Annotated in this window: 13 protein-coding genes and 2 pseudogenes; 12 read left to right on the top strand and 3 right to left on the bottom strand. The window is 63.9% G+C overall.

What is annotated here, in order from left to right; translation table 11 throughout:
* The first annotated feature begins 2 nt into the window (after positions 1 to 2).
* The 4 genes and pseudogenes from I6N89_RS02765 to I6N89_RS02780 form a co-directional block, all read left to right on the top strand.
* The gene (locus tag I6N89_RS02765) at positions 3 to 926 is read left to right on the top strand and encodes a glycosyltransferase family 2 protein (protein ID WP_207016683.1); all 924 of its coding nucleotides are present in this window, start codon (positions 3 to 5) and stop codon (positions 924 to 926) included.
* An 11-nt stretch (positions 927 to 937) separates the two neighbouring features.
* The gene (locus I6N89_RS02770) at positions 938 to 1,924 is read left to right on the top strand and encodes a glycosyltransferase family 2 protein (RefSeq protein WP_207016684.1); all 987 of its coding nucleotides are present in this window, start codon (positions 938 to 940) and stop codon (positions 1,922 to 1,924) included.
* Between the two features lie 24 nt (positions 1,925 to 1,948).
* Positions 1,949 to 2,977: a glycosyltransferase gene (locus tag I6N89_RS02775; protein ID WP_207016685.1), complete on the top strand. Its 1,029-nt coding sequence runs from the start codon at positions 1,949 to 1,951 to the stop codon at positions 2,975 to 2,977.
* 226 nt (positions 2,978 to 3,203) lie between these two features.
* Positions 3,204 to 3,545 (top strand): annotated as a pseudogene (locus I6N89_RS02780) (transposase); the annotation flags it as partial.
* A 274-nt stretch (positions 3,546 to 3,819) separates the two neighbouring features.
* On the opposite strand, the gene I6N89_RS02785 reads toward I6N89_RS02780, so the two are convergent.
* Positions 3,820 to 4,845 carry an IS110 family transposase gene (locus tag I6N89_RS02785; RefSeq protein ID WP_007793130.1) on the bottom strand — a complete coding sequence of 342 codons (1,026 nt, stop codon included), beginning with the start codon at positions 4,843 to 4,845 and terminating at the stop codon, positions 3,820 to 3,822.
* Positions 4,846 to 4,931: 86 nt separating this feature from the next.
* Between I6N89_RS02785 and I6N89_RS02790 the strand changes: the two are divergent.
* Positions 4,932 to 5,258, top strand: a pseudogene (locus I6N89_RS02790) (IS3 family transposase); the annotation flags it as partial.
* A 79-nt stretch (positions 5,259 to 5,337) separates the two neighbouring features.
* Here I6N89_RS02790 and I6N89_RS02795 read toward each other — a convergent pair.
* Entirely contained in the window at positions 5,338 to 6,879 is a 1,542-nt protein-coding gene (locus I6N89_RS02795; RefSeq protein WP_207016686.1) for a succinate CoA transferase, read from the bottom strand.
* Positions 6,880 to 7,156: 277 nt separating this feature from the next.
* A complete protein-coding gene (locus I6N89_RS02800) occupies positions 7,157 to 8,386 on the bottom strand; it encodes a CaiB/BaiF CoA transferase family protein (protein ID WP_207016687.1) in 1,230 nt (409 codons plus the stop codon).
* Between the two features lie 258 nt (positions 8,387 to 8,644).
* Between I6N89_RS02800 and I6N89_RS02805 the strand changes: the two genes are divergently transcribed.
* From I6N89_RS02805 to I6N89_RS02835, 7 genes are all read left to right on the top strand, one after another.
* Positions 8,645 to 9,853: an ABC transporter substrate-binding protein gene (locus tag I6N89_RS02805; protein WP_207016688.1), complete on the top strand. Its 1,209-nt coding sequence runs from the start codon at positions 8,645 to 8,647 to the stop codon at positions 9,851 to 9,853.
* 72 nt (positions 9,854 to 9,925) lie between these two features.
* Positions 9,926 to 10,675 carry an SDR family NAD(P)-dependent oxidoreductase gene (locus I6N89_RS02810; protein ID WP_207016689.1) on the top strand — a complete coding sequence of 250 codons (750 nt, stop codon included), beginning with the start codon at positions 9,926 to 9,928 and terminating at the stop codon, positions 10,673 to 10,675.
* A 10-nt stretch (positions 10,676 to 10,685) separates the two neighbouring features.
* Entirely contained in the window at positions 10,686 to 11,573 is an 888-nt protein-coding gene (locus tag I6N89_RS02815) for an NAD(P)-dependent oxidoreductase (protein ID WP_207016690.1), read from the top strand.
* Positions 11,570 to 12,469 carry a branched-chain amino acid ABC transporter permease gene (locus I6N89_RS02820; RefSeq protein ID WP_076706356.1) on the top strand — a complete coding sequence of 300 codons (900 nt, stop codon included), beginning with the start codon at positions 11,570 to 11,572 and terminating at the stop codon, positions 12,467 to 12,469. Before I6N89_RS02815 ends, I6N89_RS02820 begins: the two co-directional genes overlap by 4 nt.
* A complete protein-coding gene (locus I6N89_RS02825; protein WP_207016691.1) occupies positions 12,462 to 13,448 on the top strand; it encodes a branched-chain amino acid ABC transporter permease in 987 nt (328 codons plus the stop codon). Before I6N89_RS02820 ends, I6N89_RS02825 begins: the two co-directional genes overlap by 8 nt.
* Positions 13,448 to 14,227, top strand: a complete 780-nt coding sequence (locus I6N89_RS02830; RefSeq protein WP_207016806.1) for an ABC transporter ATP-binding protein — start codon at positions 13,448 to 13,450, stop codon at positions 14,225 to 14,227. Before I6N89_RS02825 ends, I6N89_RS02830 begins: the two co-directional genes overlap by 1 nt.
* Positions 14,220 to 14,951, top strand: a complete 732-nt coding sequence (locus tag I6N89_RS02835) for an ABC transporter ATP-binding protein (RefSeq protein WP_207016692.1) — start codon at positions 14,220 to 14,222, stop codon at positions 14,949 to 14,951. Before I6N89_RS02830 ends, I6N89_RS02835 begins: the two co-directional genes overlap by 8 nt.
* The last annotated feature ends 8 nt before the right edge of the window (positions 14,952 to 14,959 follow it).

Consider the following 14,959-nt stretch of genomic DNA (forward strand, 5'->3'; position numbering starts at 1 on the left):
CCATGCCGCTGATTTCCGTGATCATCCCCGTCTACAACGCCGCAGAGATCCTGGAGCAGACCATCGCCGCGCTGCAAACCCAGAGCTTCACCGACTGGGAGGCCATCCTCGTCGAAGACGGCTCCAGCGACGAGAGCTTGCAGGTGGCCGAAATGCTGCGGGACGAAGACCCCCGCCTGACGCTGCTGCACAACCCCGGCAAGGGGCCGAGCACCGCCCGCAACTTCGGCGCGCTGGGTCGCGCCAGGGGCGAGATCCTTGCCTTCTGCGATGCCGACGACCTCTGGGAGCCGGGCAAGCTGGCCGATGTGGCCAAGGCGCTGACCGAGGGGTCCGCCGATGCGGTCTTCGGCGTGACCGGGTTCTTTCGCGACGACCCGGCGGAAATCCGCAGCCGCTCCACCATGCCTGCCGGGCCGGTCACCGTCTCGATGCTGATGGGCGAAAACCCGGTCTGCACGCTGTCGAACCTGTCGCTGCGCCGCTCGGTCTTTGCCGCGCTCGGCGGGTTCCGCGAGGACATGGTGCATAACGAGGATCTGGAATTCCTGATCCGTCTGGTGGGCCGGGGTCGCCGGCTCGAAGGGATCGACGCCGATCATGTCCGCTATCGCCTCAGCCCCAGCGGCCTCTCCGCCGATCTCGACGCGATGCGCGCCGGGCGGGAAGAGGCGCTGCGCACGGCGGCGGCCTTCGGCCATCCGCCCGAGCCGCGCGCCGAGGCGATCCACCTGCGCTACCTCGCCCGCCGCGCGCTGCGGCTGGGCGCCCCTACGGCGCTCGTGCGCCGGCTGGTGATCGAGGGCTGCCGCGCCGATGTCCGCGCCTTCCTGCTGCCCGCCCGGCGCGGCGCGCTCATCGCGCTGGCCGCCACCCTCCTGCCCGTCCTGCCGCGCCCCCTGCGCCGCGCCCTGTTCTCGAACTGAGGAAGCCTCCGATGCCCTACGCCTCCATCGTCGTCCCCGCCTACAACGCCGCCCGCACCCTGTCGGAAACGCTGCGCTCGCTCAGCGCGCAGAGCTTCCGCGATCTGGAAATCGTCGTGGTCGATGACGGCTCGACCGACAGCACCGCCGGGATCGCCCGCCTGCATGCGGCGCAGGACCCGCGCATCCGGCTGGTGCGCCAGTTCAACCGGGGCCTTGCCGGCGCGCGCAACAGCGGCATCGCCGCCAGCACCGGCGCGCTGATCGGGTTTTGCGATGCCGACGATCTCTGGCTGCCGGGCAAGCTTGCCGCCCATGTGATGCATCTCGACGGCGCGCCGGATGTCGGGCTGAGCTATTCCGGCTCGGCGCTGATCGACGAAGACTCCCGCCGCATGGGTCACGCACAGCGCCCGCGCCTGCGCGACGTGACCACCGCGCATGTGTTCAAGCGCAACCCGGTGGGCAACGGCTCGGCCCCGGTGATCAGGCGCGAGATGCTCGACGCCGTCGCCTGGCGCCCGGCGGTCGAGATCCAGCGCGACTGGGTGTTCGACGAGACCTTCCGCCAGTCCGAGGATATCGAGTGCTGGCTGCGGCTCTGCCTGCGCACCGACTGGATGATCGAGGGCGTGCCCGGCCTGCTCACCGAATACCGCATCAGCGGTGGCGGCCTCTCGGCGAATGTCGAGGCACAGTTTGCCTCCTGGGAGCGGATGGTAACCAAGCTGCGCCCGCTCGCGCCGGAATTCTTTGCCAAGCACGAGCCCGCCGCCCGCGCCTATCAGCTGCGCTATCTGGCGCGGCGCGCGGTGAGCAGCGGCGACGGTGCCGCCGCCTGCGATCTGATCGCCCGCGCCTTCGCACAATCCCGCACGCCCATCGCCGAGGAGCCCCTGCGCAGCCTCACCACCTGGGCCGCGGCCCATGCCACCGCCCGTTTCGGCAATGCACCGATGCGGCTCGCCCGCGCGGTGCTGTCCGCCGCCCGTACCTGATTGCCCTCCGAGGAGACCCAAGCCATGACCGACATGCCCCGCATCCTGCACCTCGTCGACGATGCCACCCCCGGCGGCGTCACCCGCGTGCTCAACCATATCCGCAGCTGCCCGCTGATGGCGCAGACCGCCCGGCACGAGCTCTGGACCGTCGCCCGCAACGCCGCGCTGCCGCGTTGCGAGGCGGACATGATCGTCTCGCATCTGAGCCTGAGCTGGCGCGGCCTGCCGGCGCTGATCTCGCTGCGCGCGCGTCACCCGGGCACCCCGCTGGTGCATGTGGAGCACAGCTATACCGAGGCCTTCACCGCGCTCAACGTCCGCGCCAAGCTGCGGTTTTTCACCATGCTGCGCACCGCCTATGCGCTTTTCGACCGGGTTGTCGCGGTGAGCGAGGCGCAGGGCGCATGGCTGACCCGCCGCCGCCTCGTGCCCGCCGGTGCGTTGCGGGTGATCCCGCCGGTGGTGGATCTCGCGGGTTTCCGTGCGCTGCCCGCGCCGCAGGGCGCGCCGCGTGTCATCGGCGCCATCGGGAGGCTGCATGGCCAGAAAGGGTTCGATGTGCTGATCCGGGCGTTTCGCGACCTGCCGCGCGACGATATCGAGCTGCACATCTTTGGCACCGGCCCCGAAGAGCAGGCGCTGCGCGCGCTGGCGGCGGAAGATCCGCGCATCCGTTTCTTCGGCCATGCGGACACTCCCGAGGCCGCGATGCAGGCGGTCGACATCGTGGCGATGCCGTCGCGATGGGAAGCCTTCGGACTCGTGGCGCTCGAAGCGCGCGCGGCGGGGCGCCCGGTGATCTGCACAAAGCTCGATGGCCTGCCGACCAGCGCTGGCGCGTCGGCAACCTATGTGCCGGGCCATAGCGTCAGGGACTGGACGCTGGCGCTTCAGGCGCAGCTGGGAGCGAAGCCGGGCCCCGGCACTGCGGCGCGCGCCGGACGCGCCGAAGCGGCGTTTGCGTCGGCCTGGGCAGAGATGATCGCGGGCGCGGTGTTCGGGGCCGCGCCTTCGCAGGCGGCGCAAAGCGGTGCGCTCAGCCTCGCCTGACACGATTGCGGGGCGATGCAGGCGGTCCGCGGCCCTGCGATATCCGTCCCGAAGCCCCTCAGTTCGGCGGCAATTTGCCCAAGCTCTGACCGGCGACGCCGTTTGGACGGTTGCCGGCCCGACCCGGACAAAGCACCGCGTGCAGTCCGGGTCGTTCTCGCCTAGGTCGTGTTGACAAAAGGGATTCCGCTCGGCGGGTAGGGCATGATTCAAGCTGACATCTGCGATGGAGACCAGCTTGGCACGAGACCTTATGCCGGACGAGGAATGGGCGTTCTTTGAGCGCTTCATCCTCGCCGTCCGCGCCCCGAACGGACGCAAAGCCACCAACCACCGCCTCGTCCTTGATGGGATTTTCTGGATTGCCCGAACCGGGGCTCCGTGGCGGGACCTACCTGGCGAGTTCGGCAAATGGTCAAGCATTTACCGACAGTTCCCGCGCTGGACACTGGCGGGCCTCTGGGAGGACATCATGGATGCCCTGAACCAGAGCGGAGCCGTGCCAAGCGCCCTGCAAATGAACGACAGCACCGTGATCCGCGCCTATCATCCACTGCCAGGCGGTGAATTGCGAAGCAATGTTCCGTGTATGGACGCCCCCGGGGCTGCAAGCGATTTTTTGACTTTGGCAACAGCATTGCGGTCGAGTTCCTTCGTGTATCCGGCCTCTGGTTGCGACCTTCAATGCCGCGGGCCCTCATGGTGAGTTCGAGGAACAGGTCCAAAACGAGAGGCCGTAGTACAAGCTACTCGGGACATTACTGGTTTTCCCATTCCTGATCTCGTCGACGCTTTGCCATGACCTCCATTCAGAACCACCGCACCCCAGCCTGCCTTCGCGCTCAGGCGTTGGCAGGGGTCTCGTAGACGCCGCCATGAGCCATGATCGCCCAGGCCATCCGCGCCATCTTGTTTGCCAGCGCAACTGCAACCAGCATTTTAGGTTTGCGAGCCAACATACGGGCCAGCCACGACCCATCTGGCGCGCCGCCGCGTTTTTGCGCGGCTTGGATCGCGGACATTGCACCGATGATCAGCAAACGCCGCAGGTCGCGCTGACCCATTTTTGATATCTTGCCCAGCCTTGTTTTACCGCCCGTAGAATGCTGGCGTGGTGCCAGCCCGATCCAGGCTGCGAAGTCGCGCCCCTTGCTGAACATCTCTGGCGGTGCCGCCAGCACGGCAATCGATACCGCCGTCACCGGGCCGATCCCCGGCATGGTCATCAACCTGCGCGCCACATCGTCCTGTCGGGCAATCTGTCGAAGTTGCCGGGTCAGCGCGTCAATGCGCGCGCTTAGCCCGGCGATGAGATCGAAGAATATTTGGCAAAGGCCGGTGACTTCGGGCGGCAATCGTTCTCCATTCTCAGCCACAGCCTTTTCCAACCGAGGCAGATGCTGAGGGCCTTTCGGCGCGACAATCCCATGTTCAGCCAGATGCCCTCGCAATGCGTTGATCGCCTGGGTACGTTGCCCTGTCAAAAGATCGCGGGTCTTGAGTACCATCGACTGACCTTGTTGCTCGGTTGTCTTGGTCGTCACAAAGCGCATGGTCGGTCGGGACGCTGCTTCAGCGATGGCTTCGGCATCATTCGCATCGTTCTTTTGCCGCTTCACATAGGGTTTGACGTATTGCGGGGCGATGAGCCTGACATCGTGGCCAAGTCTGGAAAGCTCCCGGCTCCAGTGATGCGCACCCGCGCAAGCCTCCAAAGCGATGGTGCAAGGCTCAATCTGACCGAAAAACTCTAGCACCCGCCCTCGCGGCAACGCCTTGCTAAAGACCTTAGATCCATTTGCCGCCGCGCCATGCGCGTGAAACGAACTCTTGGCAATATCCAGCCCTACAATGCTAACCTTCTCCATGGACGCTTCCTCCTCGTAGCGAATTTCGACACCGCTACCTTGGCACAGCGATGCCGTGAGGGGGCGTCCACACCATCAAGAGGGGTCGACTGCACCTGCTTCTTGGACGCGAAGGCTGGAAGGTGAACTGGAAGAAGCTCTACCGGATCTACCGAGAAGAAGGCTTAACAGTCCGTAAACGGGACGGTCGCAAGCCGGCCCCGGGGTCCAGGGCGCCCATGGCGATCCCGCAGGGGCCGAACCAGCGCTGGTCACTGTACTTCCTGTCAGACAGCCTTTCGGATGGTCGCCGCTTCCGGGTGCTGTGCGTCATCGATGACTTCAGCAGAGAATGCCTTGCCTGTGTGGTCGATACATCGCTGTCGGGTCAGAGAGTAGCGCGGGAGCTCGACAACATCACCCGGGTTCGCGGCTAAGGGTGTTCAATCTACGTGTTTTTGCCGGAAGGTCGCGGGTCACGCTCCGAGTCCCGACCGTCCGGTCAGATTTCAGTCAAGCCGATGCAGACCCGGCTTTGGCCATACGGCGCACCATGGCGCCGGTGGTTCTGAAGGACGAATGCCAGTCGAAGGCTTCTTCCAGGACATGAGGGGTCTGGCCGCCCCGCCTGCAGGCGCGTTCGAAATAATCGCTCAGCGTATCGCGCCAGTCCGGATGCGCGCAGGTGTCGATGATGATGCGCGCACGTTCGCGCGGCGCCAGGCCGCGAAGGTCGGCCAGACCCTGTTCGGTAACCAGCACGTCCACGTCATGTTCGGTGTGATCGACATGACTGACCATAGGAACGACAGAGGTCACGAGACCGCCCTTGGCCTGGGATTTCGTAACGAAGATGGACAGACCTGCATTGCGGGCGAAATCGCCCGACCCGCCGATGCCGTTCATCATGTGGCTGCCCATGACATGGGTCGAATTCACGTTGCCATAGATGTCGAATTCCAGCGCCGTGTTGATCGCGACGATGCCGAGGCGGCGCACGATCTCGGGGTGGTTCGAGATTTCCTGCGGGCGCAGGACAAGACGGTCCTTGTAGTGATCGAGCCGACCCATGACGTCGGCATGCCGGGCCGCGCTCAGCGTGATCGAGGAGGCCGATGCAAAGTCGAGCTTTCCACAATCCATCAGGTCGAACGCCGAGTCCTGAAGCACTTCGGAATACATGGTCATGTTGGAGAAGGGCGCATCGGTCAATCCGGAAAGCACGGAATTGGCGATGCTACCGATTCCCGCCTGGAGCGGCGGCAGCGACGGCGGCAATGCGCCGCGTCTGACCTCGCGCTCGAGGAAGGCTGTGATGTGATGCGATATGGCGCGCGTGTCGTCGTCGGCATCTCCGAGGTTGGCATAGCTGTCCAAGCGGTCGGACAGGACGATCGCGGCGATCCGGTCACGGTCCACCCGGATCACGGATGTGCCGATACGGTCGTCCGGATTGCGAAGGAACAGCGGTTCGCGCGCGGGTCTGTCGGAAGGAATGAAGATGTCGTGCATGCCTTCAAGGGCCGTTGGCGCGCATGTGTTGAGCTCGACGATCACCTGCTGCGCCTGGGTTGCGAAGCCGGCGGAATTCCCGACGGAGGTGGTCGGGACGATGCCCCCATCCTCGGTGATCGCCGCGGCTTCGATCACCGCGATGTCGGGCTTGGGAAACTGCCCCGATCGCAGCTGTTCGACCGTCTCGGACAGGTGTTGATCGAGGTACATAACCGAGCCGTCGTTGATCTTGGCCCGCAGGCGCGCATCGGATTGAAACGGCAACCTGCGCTGAATCACGCCGCTGTCTGCCAGAAGCCCGTCCAAATCGTTGCCGAGGGACGCACCGGTGATCAAGGTTATGCCGACCGGATCGGTAGCAGCCCTGCGGGCGAGCGCTAGCGGCACCGCCTTTGCTTCGCCCGATCTGGTGAATCCCGACATGCCGACAACCATTCCGTCGCGGATTAGACCTGCCGCCACATCCGCCGAAACAATGCGGGTCAGAAGAGAATGGTCACGGATGCGAGGGTGCGCTTCATCGGATTGGGGGCTGGTCATCGAACGTCTCCACATGGGTTTGCAGCCAGAGCGTCTGGCACATAAATAATGCATTTTTTTATAAATAAAGAGCTAAATTTCAATCGAAAATCGCTATTATTGCGCCAATATCAGCGATTCACTAACATACATGTCATTTATAGTGCATTATTTTGCGCATAGACCTGATCGTGTCGTGGTTTGTGTGGGCGCCGGCCAAACAAAATGGCGACCCTGCACGTTGGCGGGGCCGCCATTCTTGAACGTCGAGGCTGGCCCTGACGAGCCGCCCGGCAGATTAGCTTGCAGCGCTGGCCTTGCGCGGCTTTGCCCAAAGCGCGACCTCGGGGTCGGACTGCACGGCCGCGCCCTGATCGATGATTTCCGCGATCCGGTCGTCCGAGAAGCCAAGCTCTTGCATGATCTGGGTCGAATGCTCGCCAAGCAGCGGCGGCGGTAGGGAGCCTGCCACATCGCCCAGCAACGGACCCAGGGGCAGCTCGGGCGTCTGAAATTCGTACCCGGCAAAATCGAACCCGGACACCTTCTCTCCGGCCTGCGCCTGGGGCGCGTCGAGCACACGATCCAGCGGCAGCACTTCCGTATAGCCGACACCGGCGGCGTCGAGCCTTTCAGTAAGCGCGTCGAACCCGAAACCCGCGACAGCCTGGCTGACGATCCGCTCGACATCGGGGCGACGCGCCCGCCGCTGGCGCAGAGTCGCGAGCTCGGGGTCGGGGGAGAGGCCGACGGCGGCTTCGAACTTGCGCCAATGGTCATCGGTCAGCATGACCAGGTAGATCCAGCGCCCGTCCTGCGTTTCGTAGGCGCCATAGCCCGGAATCGAGAATTCGGCGGAAGGTTCCTGCTCGGGCCGCCCCAGGAGCTGGGATTTCAGCTGGACGCCCAGCAGGTCCCGCGCCGCGATGTGCAGCCCGGTTTCATACAGGCCGATCTCGATGTTGCGGCGCTCTTCGGATCGGTCCGACTGCAACGCGGCGAGAATTGCCATCACCGCGTAACACCCCGCGAACTGGTCGTGATACGATGGTCCGAGTCGCGCGGGTCGGCCATCGGGGCGGTTGTAGTACATGACACCCGTTGCGGCTTCGGCGATCGGATTGGAGGCGACCTGTTCCTCAAGCGGCCCTGCGCCGTATCCCTTGATATGACAGAAGATGATGTCGGGATTGATCGCGTTGCAGTCTTTGAACGTCACTCCCAGCTTGCGCGCGGCCGAGGGCGACAGGTTCTGAAGGACAATGTCCGCGCTGGCAATCAGTTTGCGGAACGCGTCTTTCCCATCCTCCGATGTCATGTCGAGGCAGAGACTGCGTTTCCCCCTGTTGAACGCGAGATAGCTCCCGCTGGGCCCGCCCCGGACGAGTTTTCGGGTCGTTTCACCTGCCGGAGGCTCGATCTTGATCACGTCTGCGCCAAGCTGATTCAGCAGATGCGCACCATAGGGCGCGGCGATCATGCTGCCCAGCTCGACCACGGTTTTGCCGGCGAGAACACCAGTTTTCATGCATTTTCTCCTTGCCGAACGGCGCTGGACCGCGCCGATTTCGGGAACTTCAAATTTTTCCTTGCCATACGGAGAATGCATAATGCATTATCTAGGCGTCAAGAGCATTCTTGGTTCGGAGTGGGCTGGGGCTATGGAGGATCGGCCCCACTGGCTGCGCAAGATTGCTGGCCTGTGCCTGGGGGTGATTGAGTTGGGTGACGTCCTGGCCGCAGCCAGCAGGGGTTATTTGCACATACGTCTCAGGGAGGAGGCACAATGTACAATAAGAAATGGAAACAAGCGGCGCTCGCCGTTGTTGCAGCAACGGCGCTATCCACGGGGCCGGCACTTGCTGAATCCGGTGTCGACCTGGAAAACAAGGTTGTCACGATCGGGGCGTTTACCCCCGTGACCGGCCCGGTGCCGTTCTACGCGGTCCTGACCCACGCGGCCGAAGCCTATTTCAAGACGATCAACGAATCCGGCGAAGTCGACGGCTGGACGTTCAGCTACGTTACCAAGGATGACGGGTACGATCCGGCGCGCAGCGTTGCGGTCGCCCGCAGCCTGGTCGAGGACGACAGCATCTTCGCCCTGTCCGCGCCGATCGGAACCGCGACCAACGTGGCGGTTCTGCCCTATGCCAAGGAAGCCGGCGTTCCCGTCATTGGACCGGTCGGCGGATCCAGCCAGTTCTTCGAAGTCCCGACCGTCTTCCCGCTGTTGCCGGACTACGGGTGGTCCGCCGCATCCGCGGCTGAATACGCGGCCAACGGCCTGGGTCACCAGAAGATCGCCCTGCTGTGGGAAAACGACGAGCTGGGCAAATCCGCCAGGCGCGGATTCGATCTCGTGATGGAGGATCTCGGCCTTGAGCCTGCGGAATCCATTCCCTTCGACGTCAAGACGACCAGCTTCAGCGCACATATCCGGCGCATCCAGAATTCCGGCGCGCAAACGGTGTTGCTCTACGGGTCGAACGCCAACCTCGCGGCGGCCCTCAAGGCGGCTGACCTGCAAGGTGTCGATGTCGCCTGGTTCGCGCCCTTCTTCACCGCCGACCCGTCGACCCTGAAACTGGCAGGCGACCTGCTGGAGGGCGTCTACTTCTCGTCCTGGCTGCTGCCCGTCTCCAGTGACGAGCCGGAGGTGGAGGCATACCGCGAAGCCGTCGCCGAGTATTTTCCGAATGACCCGATCGGCGTTCTGGGCCTGAACGGCTGGAGCAACGCCGCCTTGTTCCACAAGGGTTTCCAGCTGCTTCTGGACAGCGGAGACGAGATCACGCGGGACAATCTCGTCAAGGCGATGAACACGATGACCGACGCGGCCGTCGGAGGTGCGCGCGGCGTGACCTTCAGCGCGGAGGATCACCGCGGGACCCGTCAGGAAGGCATTATCCAGTACAAGGATGGCGACTTTGTCCTCGTCCGCGGGTTCCAGCCCTATCCCGACGTCGCCTTCAACGCCGCCGAGGGCGGGTAACGAAGGCGATACGGCCCGCTGGCCTCCCGTCGGCGGGCGAGTGTTTTTCAACTTAAACAATCGGGGATCTCTATGCCCACCATCCCAATCAGCGCGCCCGCACGTCTTGATGGCAAGATTGCGCTTGTCACTGGCGCAGCAGGGGGAATCGGCCGTGCTACGGCCCTTGCTCTCGCAGAGGCCGGCGCGACGGTTGTCGCCACCGACATCGCGGACCATGCCGAGTTCGAGTCCGACAAGATCATCTATCGCCGCTACGACGTCACCTCCCGGGACGAAACGCGGTCGATCATTGCCGAAACCAAAGCCGAGCATGGGGCGATCGACGCGCTGATCCTGTGTGCCGGAACGATCTCTCACAAGCACCTGGTCGACTCGACGGATGAAGAATGGCGGTCGATCCTGGACGTGAACCTCATGGGGGTCGTCAACCCGGTGCGGGAGGTCTTTCCGGTGATGGCCGAGCAGGGCATGGGAAAGATCGTCGCTCTGGGCTCGATTGCCTCCAAGATCGGGGGCGTGGCCTCTGGCCCGTCCTACGTCGCGGCCAAGTCGGCGGTACACGGGCTGATGAAATGGGTCGCAAAGAACGGCGCCGACAAAGGCATCTATGCCAGTGTCATCGCTCCCGGCCCCGTGGAAACCCCGATGTGGGAAACCGTGACGCAGAGGGCCGCGCCCTCACCCAATGGCAGCGTCCCTCTTGGCCGGTTCGGCCAGCCTGAAGATATCGCCCAGGCGATCCTCTTCCTCGCGTCGCCTGCCTCGAACTGGATTACCGGCACCGTTCTCGACGTGAACGGCGGCATGTTGATGGACTGAGGGGATAACAATGGCCGACATTATCGGATTTATCGGACTGGGCGTCATGGGCGGGCCGATGTGCCGTAACATCGCGATCAAGCATCCGGGCCGTGTCCTCTGCTTTGACCTGTCCGACGCTGCGCGCGCGGCTCTTGCCGACACCAAGGCTGAACAGGTGGACAGAGTCGAGGCGCTGGCGAAAGAGGCCGACATCATCTGCATGTCGTTGCCGGGAGGCCCTCAGGTTCTGAAGGTGGCCGAGGCGATCGCAGAGTCCGCCCGGCCCGGGACGGTGGTCGTCGACTTGTCCACCACTACGGTGGCTGACGCCCGCAAGGCTGGCCAGCTGCTTGCAGAACACGAGATCGCATTTGCGGATGCTCCGGTCGCTCGTACACGGCAGGCCGCGCAGGAAGGCAAGCTGAGCATCATGGTTGGCGCGACGCCCGAGCTTTACGACCGCATCAGGCCGGTGCTCGACTACATGGCTTCGGACATCACCCATGGCGGCGACATCGGCGCGGGGCAGGTGCTCAAGCTGGCCAACAACATGCTGGTTTTCGCCAACACCGTGGCCCTGGCCGAGATGATCGTTCTGGGCGAGCGGGCCGGGGTGAAGGCCGACACGCTGCTGGAAGCCGTCTCGAAAGGGTCGGGCGACAGTTTCGTGCTGCGCAACCACGGCATGAAGGCCATGGCGCCGCGCGAGTTTCCCGCGCACTCGTTCCCGGCCGAGTACGTGCTCAAGGACATTTCCTACGTTTTCGATCTGGCTGACGAAACCGGCACCCCCATTCCAGCGGCCAACCAGGCCCGCGCCTATTATGCAACCGCAGTCGAGCGGGGATTCGGAGACAAATACTTCCCCTCGGTCATTCAGCTGGTTGAGTCAGATGCGATGGAGAAACCCCAATGAGCTTCTGGGACTCGCTTCTTTACGACCTCTTTCCATTGATCTGGTCAGGCATGATCACCGGCTGTCTCTACGCGCTCGGTGCGCTCGGTCTGGTCATGATCTTCAAATGCTCGAAGGTCGTCAATTTCAGCCATGGCAACGTCGCCGGCCTCACCGCTTTCCTTGTCTATGGCCTGTCGTCCGGAATGCTGATGTCCCTATCCTGGGGCGCGGCCGTTCTGGTCGCCTTGCTTGCAGCCGTCGCCATCGCGTTCCTGATCTACTCCATCATCTCTCCGCTGGTGTTCGAGAGCGATCTCACCTCGACCATCGCAACGCTCGGTTTCGGGCTGATCGCCCAGGGCGTGACTCTGCTGACCTTCGGGGCTGATATCGTCGCGCTCGACCTGCCGATCCCGCGCTTCGCCTTTTCGGTGCTGGGGCTGCTGATCACGGGTTATGACCTGACCGTGCTGGCCGTGGCGGTGGTGACCATCGGCGCCTTGTTCATCATTATCGACTACACCAAGCTGGGCATTGCCTTCCGCGCGATATCGGAGAACCCGTTCGCCGCCGAGGTCTGCGGCCTGAACCTCCGCTCCGTGCATTATTTCGCATGGATCACGGCGGCCATTCTGGGCGTGGTGGGGGCGCTGCTGATCGTGCCGACGACGTTCCTGTCGGTGACGACCGTGGCGACCTTCATGCTCCAGGCCTTTGCGGCAGCCGTGATCGGGGGCTTCGCGTCCCTCCCCGGAGCACTGGTCGGCGGCGTCCTGGTCGGCGTGCTGATGAATCTGTTCACCTTCTACGTGTCGCCCGAGTTCTCGTCGACATTCCTGCTGGCCGTCATCCTTGTGGCGCTGAACATCTTCCCCAATGGCATCCTGCAAAAGGTTGGAGGTTCCCGTGTCTGATCAGGCGACGCATATCATACCGGGCCAAAGCGTCGTGTCGCGCCTGTCCGGCATGGCCACCTCCGGCCTGACAACAGCCGTCGTGGTGGCGGTGCTGATCTTCATGCCCCTTCTGCTTGGCGGGTCATGGACCTTTACGCTCGGCCTCTGCTTTGCCAACTCGATCGGTGTTCTCGCCGTTTCGCTGCTGGTCCGCTACGGCGGAGAGGTCTCGATCGGCCACACGTTCTTTACGGCACTCGGCGCCTATTCTGTCGGGGTGCTGGACACCCGGTACGGCATCTCGCTTTGGGCCTCGGTGCCGCTGGCACTGCTGCTTGGCGTGGTGTTCGGTCTGCTCTTTGCCTGGCCGTCCCGCAATCTCCACGGCATTTACCTGGCGGTGACGACGCTGGCGCTGGCGCTGGCGGTGCCCGAGATGATCAACAATTTCGACGTGCTCACCGGCGGTTACGAGGGGCTGTATGTCGCGACCCCCTTCATTCCCGGGATCGAGATGGGGCTACAGCGGTACTACGTGGCGCTTTTCATGCTCGTGATCGTCTGCCTGGCGGTTGCCCGCCTGCGCCTGTCGCGCCAGGGTATGGCGCTGCTGCTCGCCAAGGCGCATCCGGCCGCGGCCGATGCCTTTGGCACCCGCCGGGTCTGGGCGCGTGTCTCAATCATGGGGATCTCGGGCGGGATCGGTGCGATCTGCGGCGCGACGCTGGCGTTCTCCGGTTCGACCGTTTCGCCCGGAGGCTTCACCTTCTGGCAGGCGATCTTCCTGCTTGTGGGCTCTGTCGTCAGTTTCTACGGCCTGTCCCTGACCCGCGTGTTGATCGGCGGAGCGTTCGTTACCCTGGTTCCGCAACTGCTGTCCGCATCCGGAGCATGGATTCCCGTGCTCTATGGCTTGGCCCTGCTCGGGATGATCCTTTTGGGCCACTACATGCCGCGCATCCGCAAGGCGATGAACCGTAAAGCGGAGGCCAATTGATGGACCAGACGACCAATGCCCTGCGCGGCGAAGGGATCGCGCTTTCCTTTGGTGGGATCAAAGTGCTCAGGGGGCTCGACGTGGAGTTCCGCGCCGGAGAGATCACCGGGCTGATAGGGCCCAATGGTGCCGGCAAGACCAGCCTCTTCAACTGCCTGACAGGGGCCTATTTGCCGCAAGAGGGGACCATCTCCTATGCTGGCGATCCGCTGAACGGCCTGCCGCCCGCGGCCCGCGCCAACAAGGGGATCGTCCGCAGCTTTCAGCATGTGGCGCTCTGCCCGGACCTGACTGTCCGCGAGAACGTGATGATGGGCATCGCCCGCAATGGCTCGGCGGGATGGCTCTCTGCCTTCCTGCCGCTTCCGGGCGGCACCCGCGAGCGCGAGGAGATGGCCCGTTCGGCGGACGAGGCCCTTGCCGATCTCGGATTGCCCGATGTCGGGGACAAGCTTCCCGGAGAGCTTCCCCCCGGCATGCAGCGCCTGGTCGAGATCGCCCGTGCCGTCGTTGGCAAGCCTTCGGTGCTGATGCTGGACGAGCCGGCGGCGGGTCTCAACAACTCGGAAACCCGCGACCTGACGAAAGTGCTGCGCAAACTTGCGTCGACTGACCTGGTGATGGTCGTGGTCGAACATGACATGGATCTCGTCATGTCGATTTGCGACCGGATCTACGTGCTCAATTTCGGTGAGTTCGTCGCTGTCGGATCGCCCGAAGAGGTTCGCAGCAACCCGGACGTGGTCCGTATCTATCTGGGGAGTGATGACGATGAATGACCTGCTGAGCGTTGAACACCTGTCTGTTGCCTATGGCGCGGGAGCCCCGGCTGTGAGCCGCGTGTCCTTTTCCGTCGGTCACGGGGCCGTCGTCGCCTTGCTGGGGGCCAACGGAGCCGGGAAATCTTCGATCATGAAGGCCGTCTCGGGCCTGACGCCAGCGACAGGCAAAATTCTGTTCGACGGCGAGGATCTGGGCGGATCGCCGGCCCGGACCCGCGTCGCGAAGGGCGTCGTCTACGTCCCCGAGGGCCGCGAGATCGTCGGCGACCTTACCGTACGAGAAAATCTCGTGCTGGGCGGTTACCAGAAACCGGCCACCGAGCGGAAGAGGCGGATGGAGATGGTTCTCGACCTCTTTCCCGAGATTGCCGAGAAGGTCGACCGGCATGCGTGGCGTCTGTCGGGCGGCGAGCAGCAGATGCTGGCCATCGGCCGCGGGCTGGTCGCGGACCCCAAGTTATTGTTGCTCGACGAGCCATCGCTGGGTCTCGCGCCTTTGCTGGTGCGCCGTGTCTTCGACAGGCTGGCCAAAATCCGGGAGGAAAGCGACTTGGCCATCGTGCTCGTGGAACAGAACCTCGCCGTCACGATGCGCCTGTGCGACGAGCTGCACTTCCTGCGCGGCGGACGGATCGTCGGATACCGCAGCGCCGAGGATCTCAGGGATGAGACCGCCCGCCAGGAGGCGATCAATGCCTATCTCGGCGCAGCCGCCGCCTGAGGGGATGC

This window comes from Salipiger abyssi (assembly GCF_017311415.1).
In the GTDB taxonomy this organism is placed as follows: domain Bacteria; phylum Pseudomonadota; class Alphaproteobacteria; order Rhodobacterales; family Rhodobacteraceae; genus Salipiger; species Salipiger abyssi_A.

Excerpts from the sequence above, each read along its gene's own strand:
- I6N89_RS02765 (WP_207016683.1), top strand. The coding sequence starts at position 3 with ATGCCGCTGATTTCCGTGATCATCCCCGTCTACAACGCCGCAGAGATC.
- I6N89_RS02770 (WP_207016684.1), top strand. The coding sequence starts at position 938 with ATGCCCTACGCCTCCATCGTCGTCCCCGCCTACAACGCCGCCCGCACC.
- I6N89_RS02775 (WP_207016685.1), top strand. The coding sequence starts at position 1,949 with ATGACCGACATGCCCCGCATCCTGCACCTCGTCGACGATGCCACCCCC.
- I6N89_RS02785 (WP_007793130.1), bottom strand. The coding sequence starts at position 4,845 with ATGGAGAAGGTTAGCATTGTAGGGCTGGATATTGCCAAGAGTTCGTTT.
- I6N89_RS02795 (WP_207016686.1), bottom strand. The coding sequence starts at position 6,879 with ATGACCAGCCCCCAATCCGATGAAGCGCACCCTCGCATCCGTGACCAT.
- I6N89_RS02800 (WP_207016687.1), bottom strand. The coding sequence starts at position 8,386 with ATGAAAACTGGTGTTCTCGCCGGCAAAACCGTGGTCGAGCTGGGCAGC.
- I6N89_RS02805 (WP_207016688.1), top strand. The coding sequence starts at position 8,645 with ATGTACAATAAGAAATGGAAACAAGCGGCGCTCGCCGTTGTTGCAGCA.
- I6N89_RS02810 (WP_207016689.1), top strand. The coding sequence starts at position 9,926 with ATGCCCACCATCCCAATCAGCGCGCCCGCACGTCTTGATGGCAAGATT.
- I6N89_RS02815 (WP_207016690.1), top strand. The coding sequence starts at position 10,686 with ATGGCCGACATTATCGGATTTATCGGACTGGGCGTCATGGGCGGGCCG.
- I6N89_RS02820 (WP_076706356.1), top strand. The coding sequence starts at position 11,570 with ATGAGCTTCTGGGACTCGCTTCTTTACGACCTCTTTCCATTGATCTGG.
- I6N89_RS02830 (WP_207016806.1), top strand. The coding sequence starts at position 13,448 with ATGGACCAGACGACCAATGCCCTGCGCGGCGAAGGGATCGCGCTTTCC.
- I6N89_RS02835 (WP_207016692.1), top strand. The coding sequence starts at position 14,220 with ATGAATGACCTGCTGAGCGTTGAACACCTGTCTGTTGCCTATGGCGCG.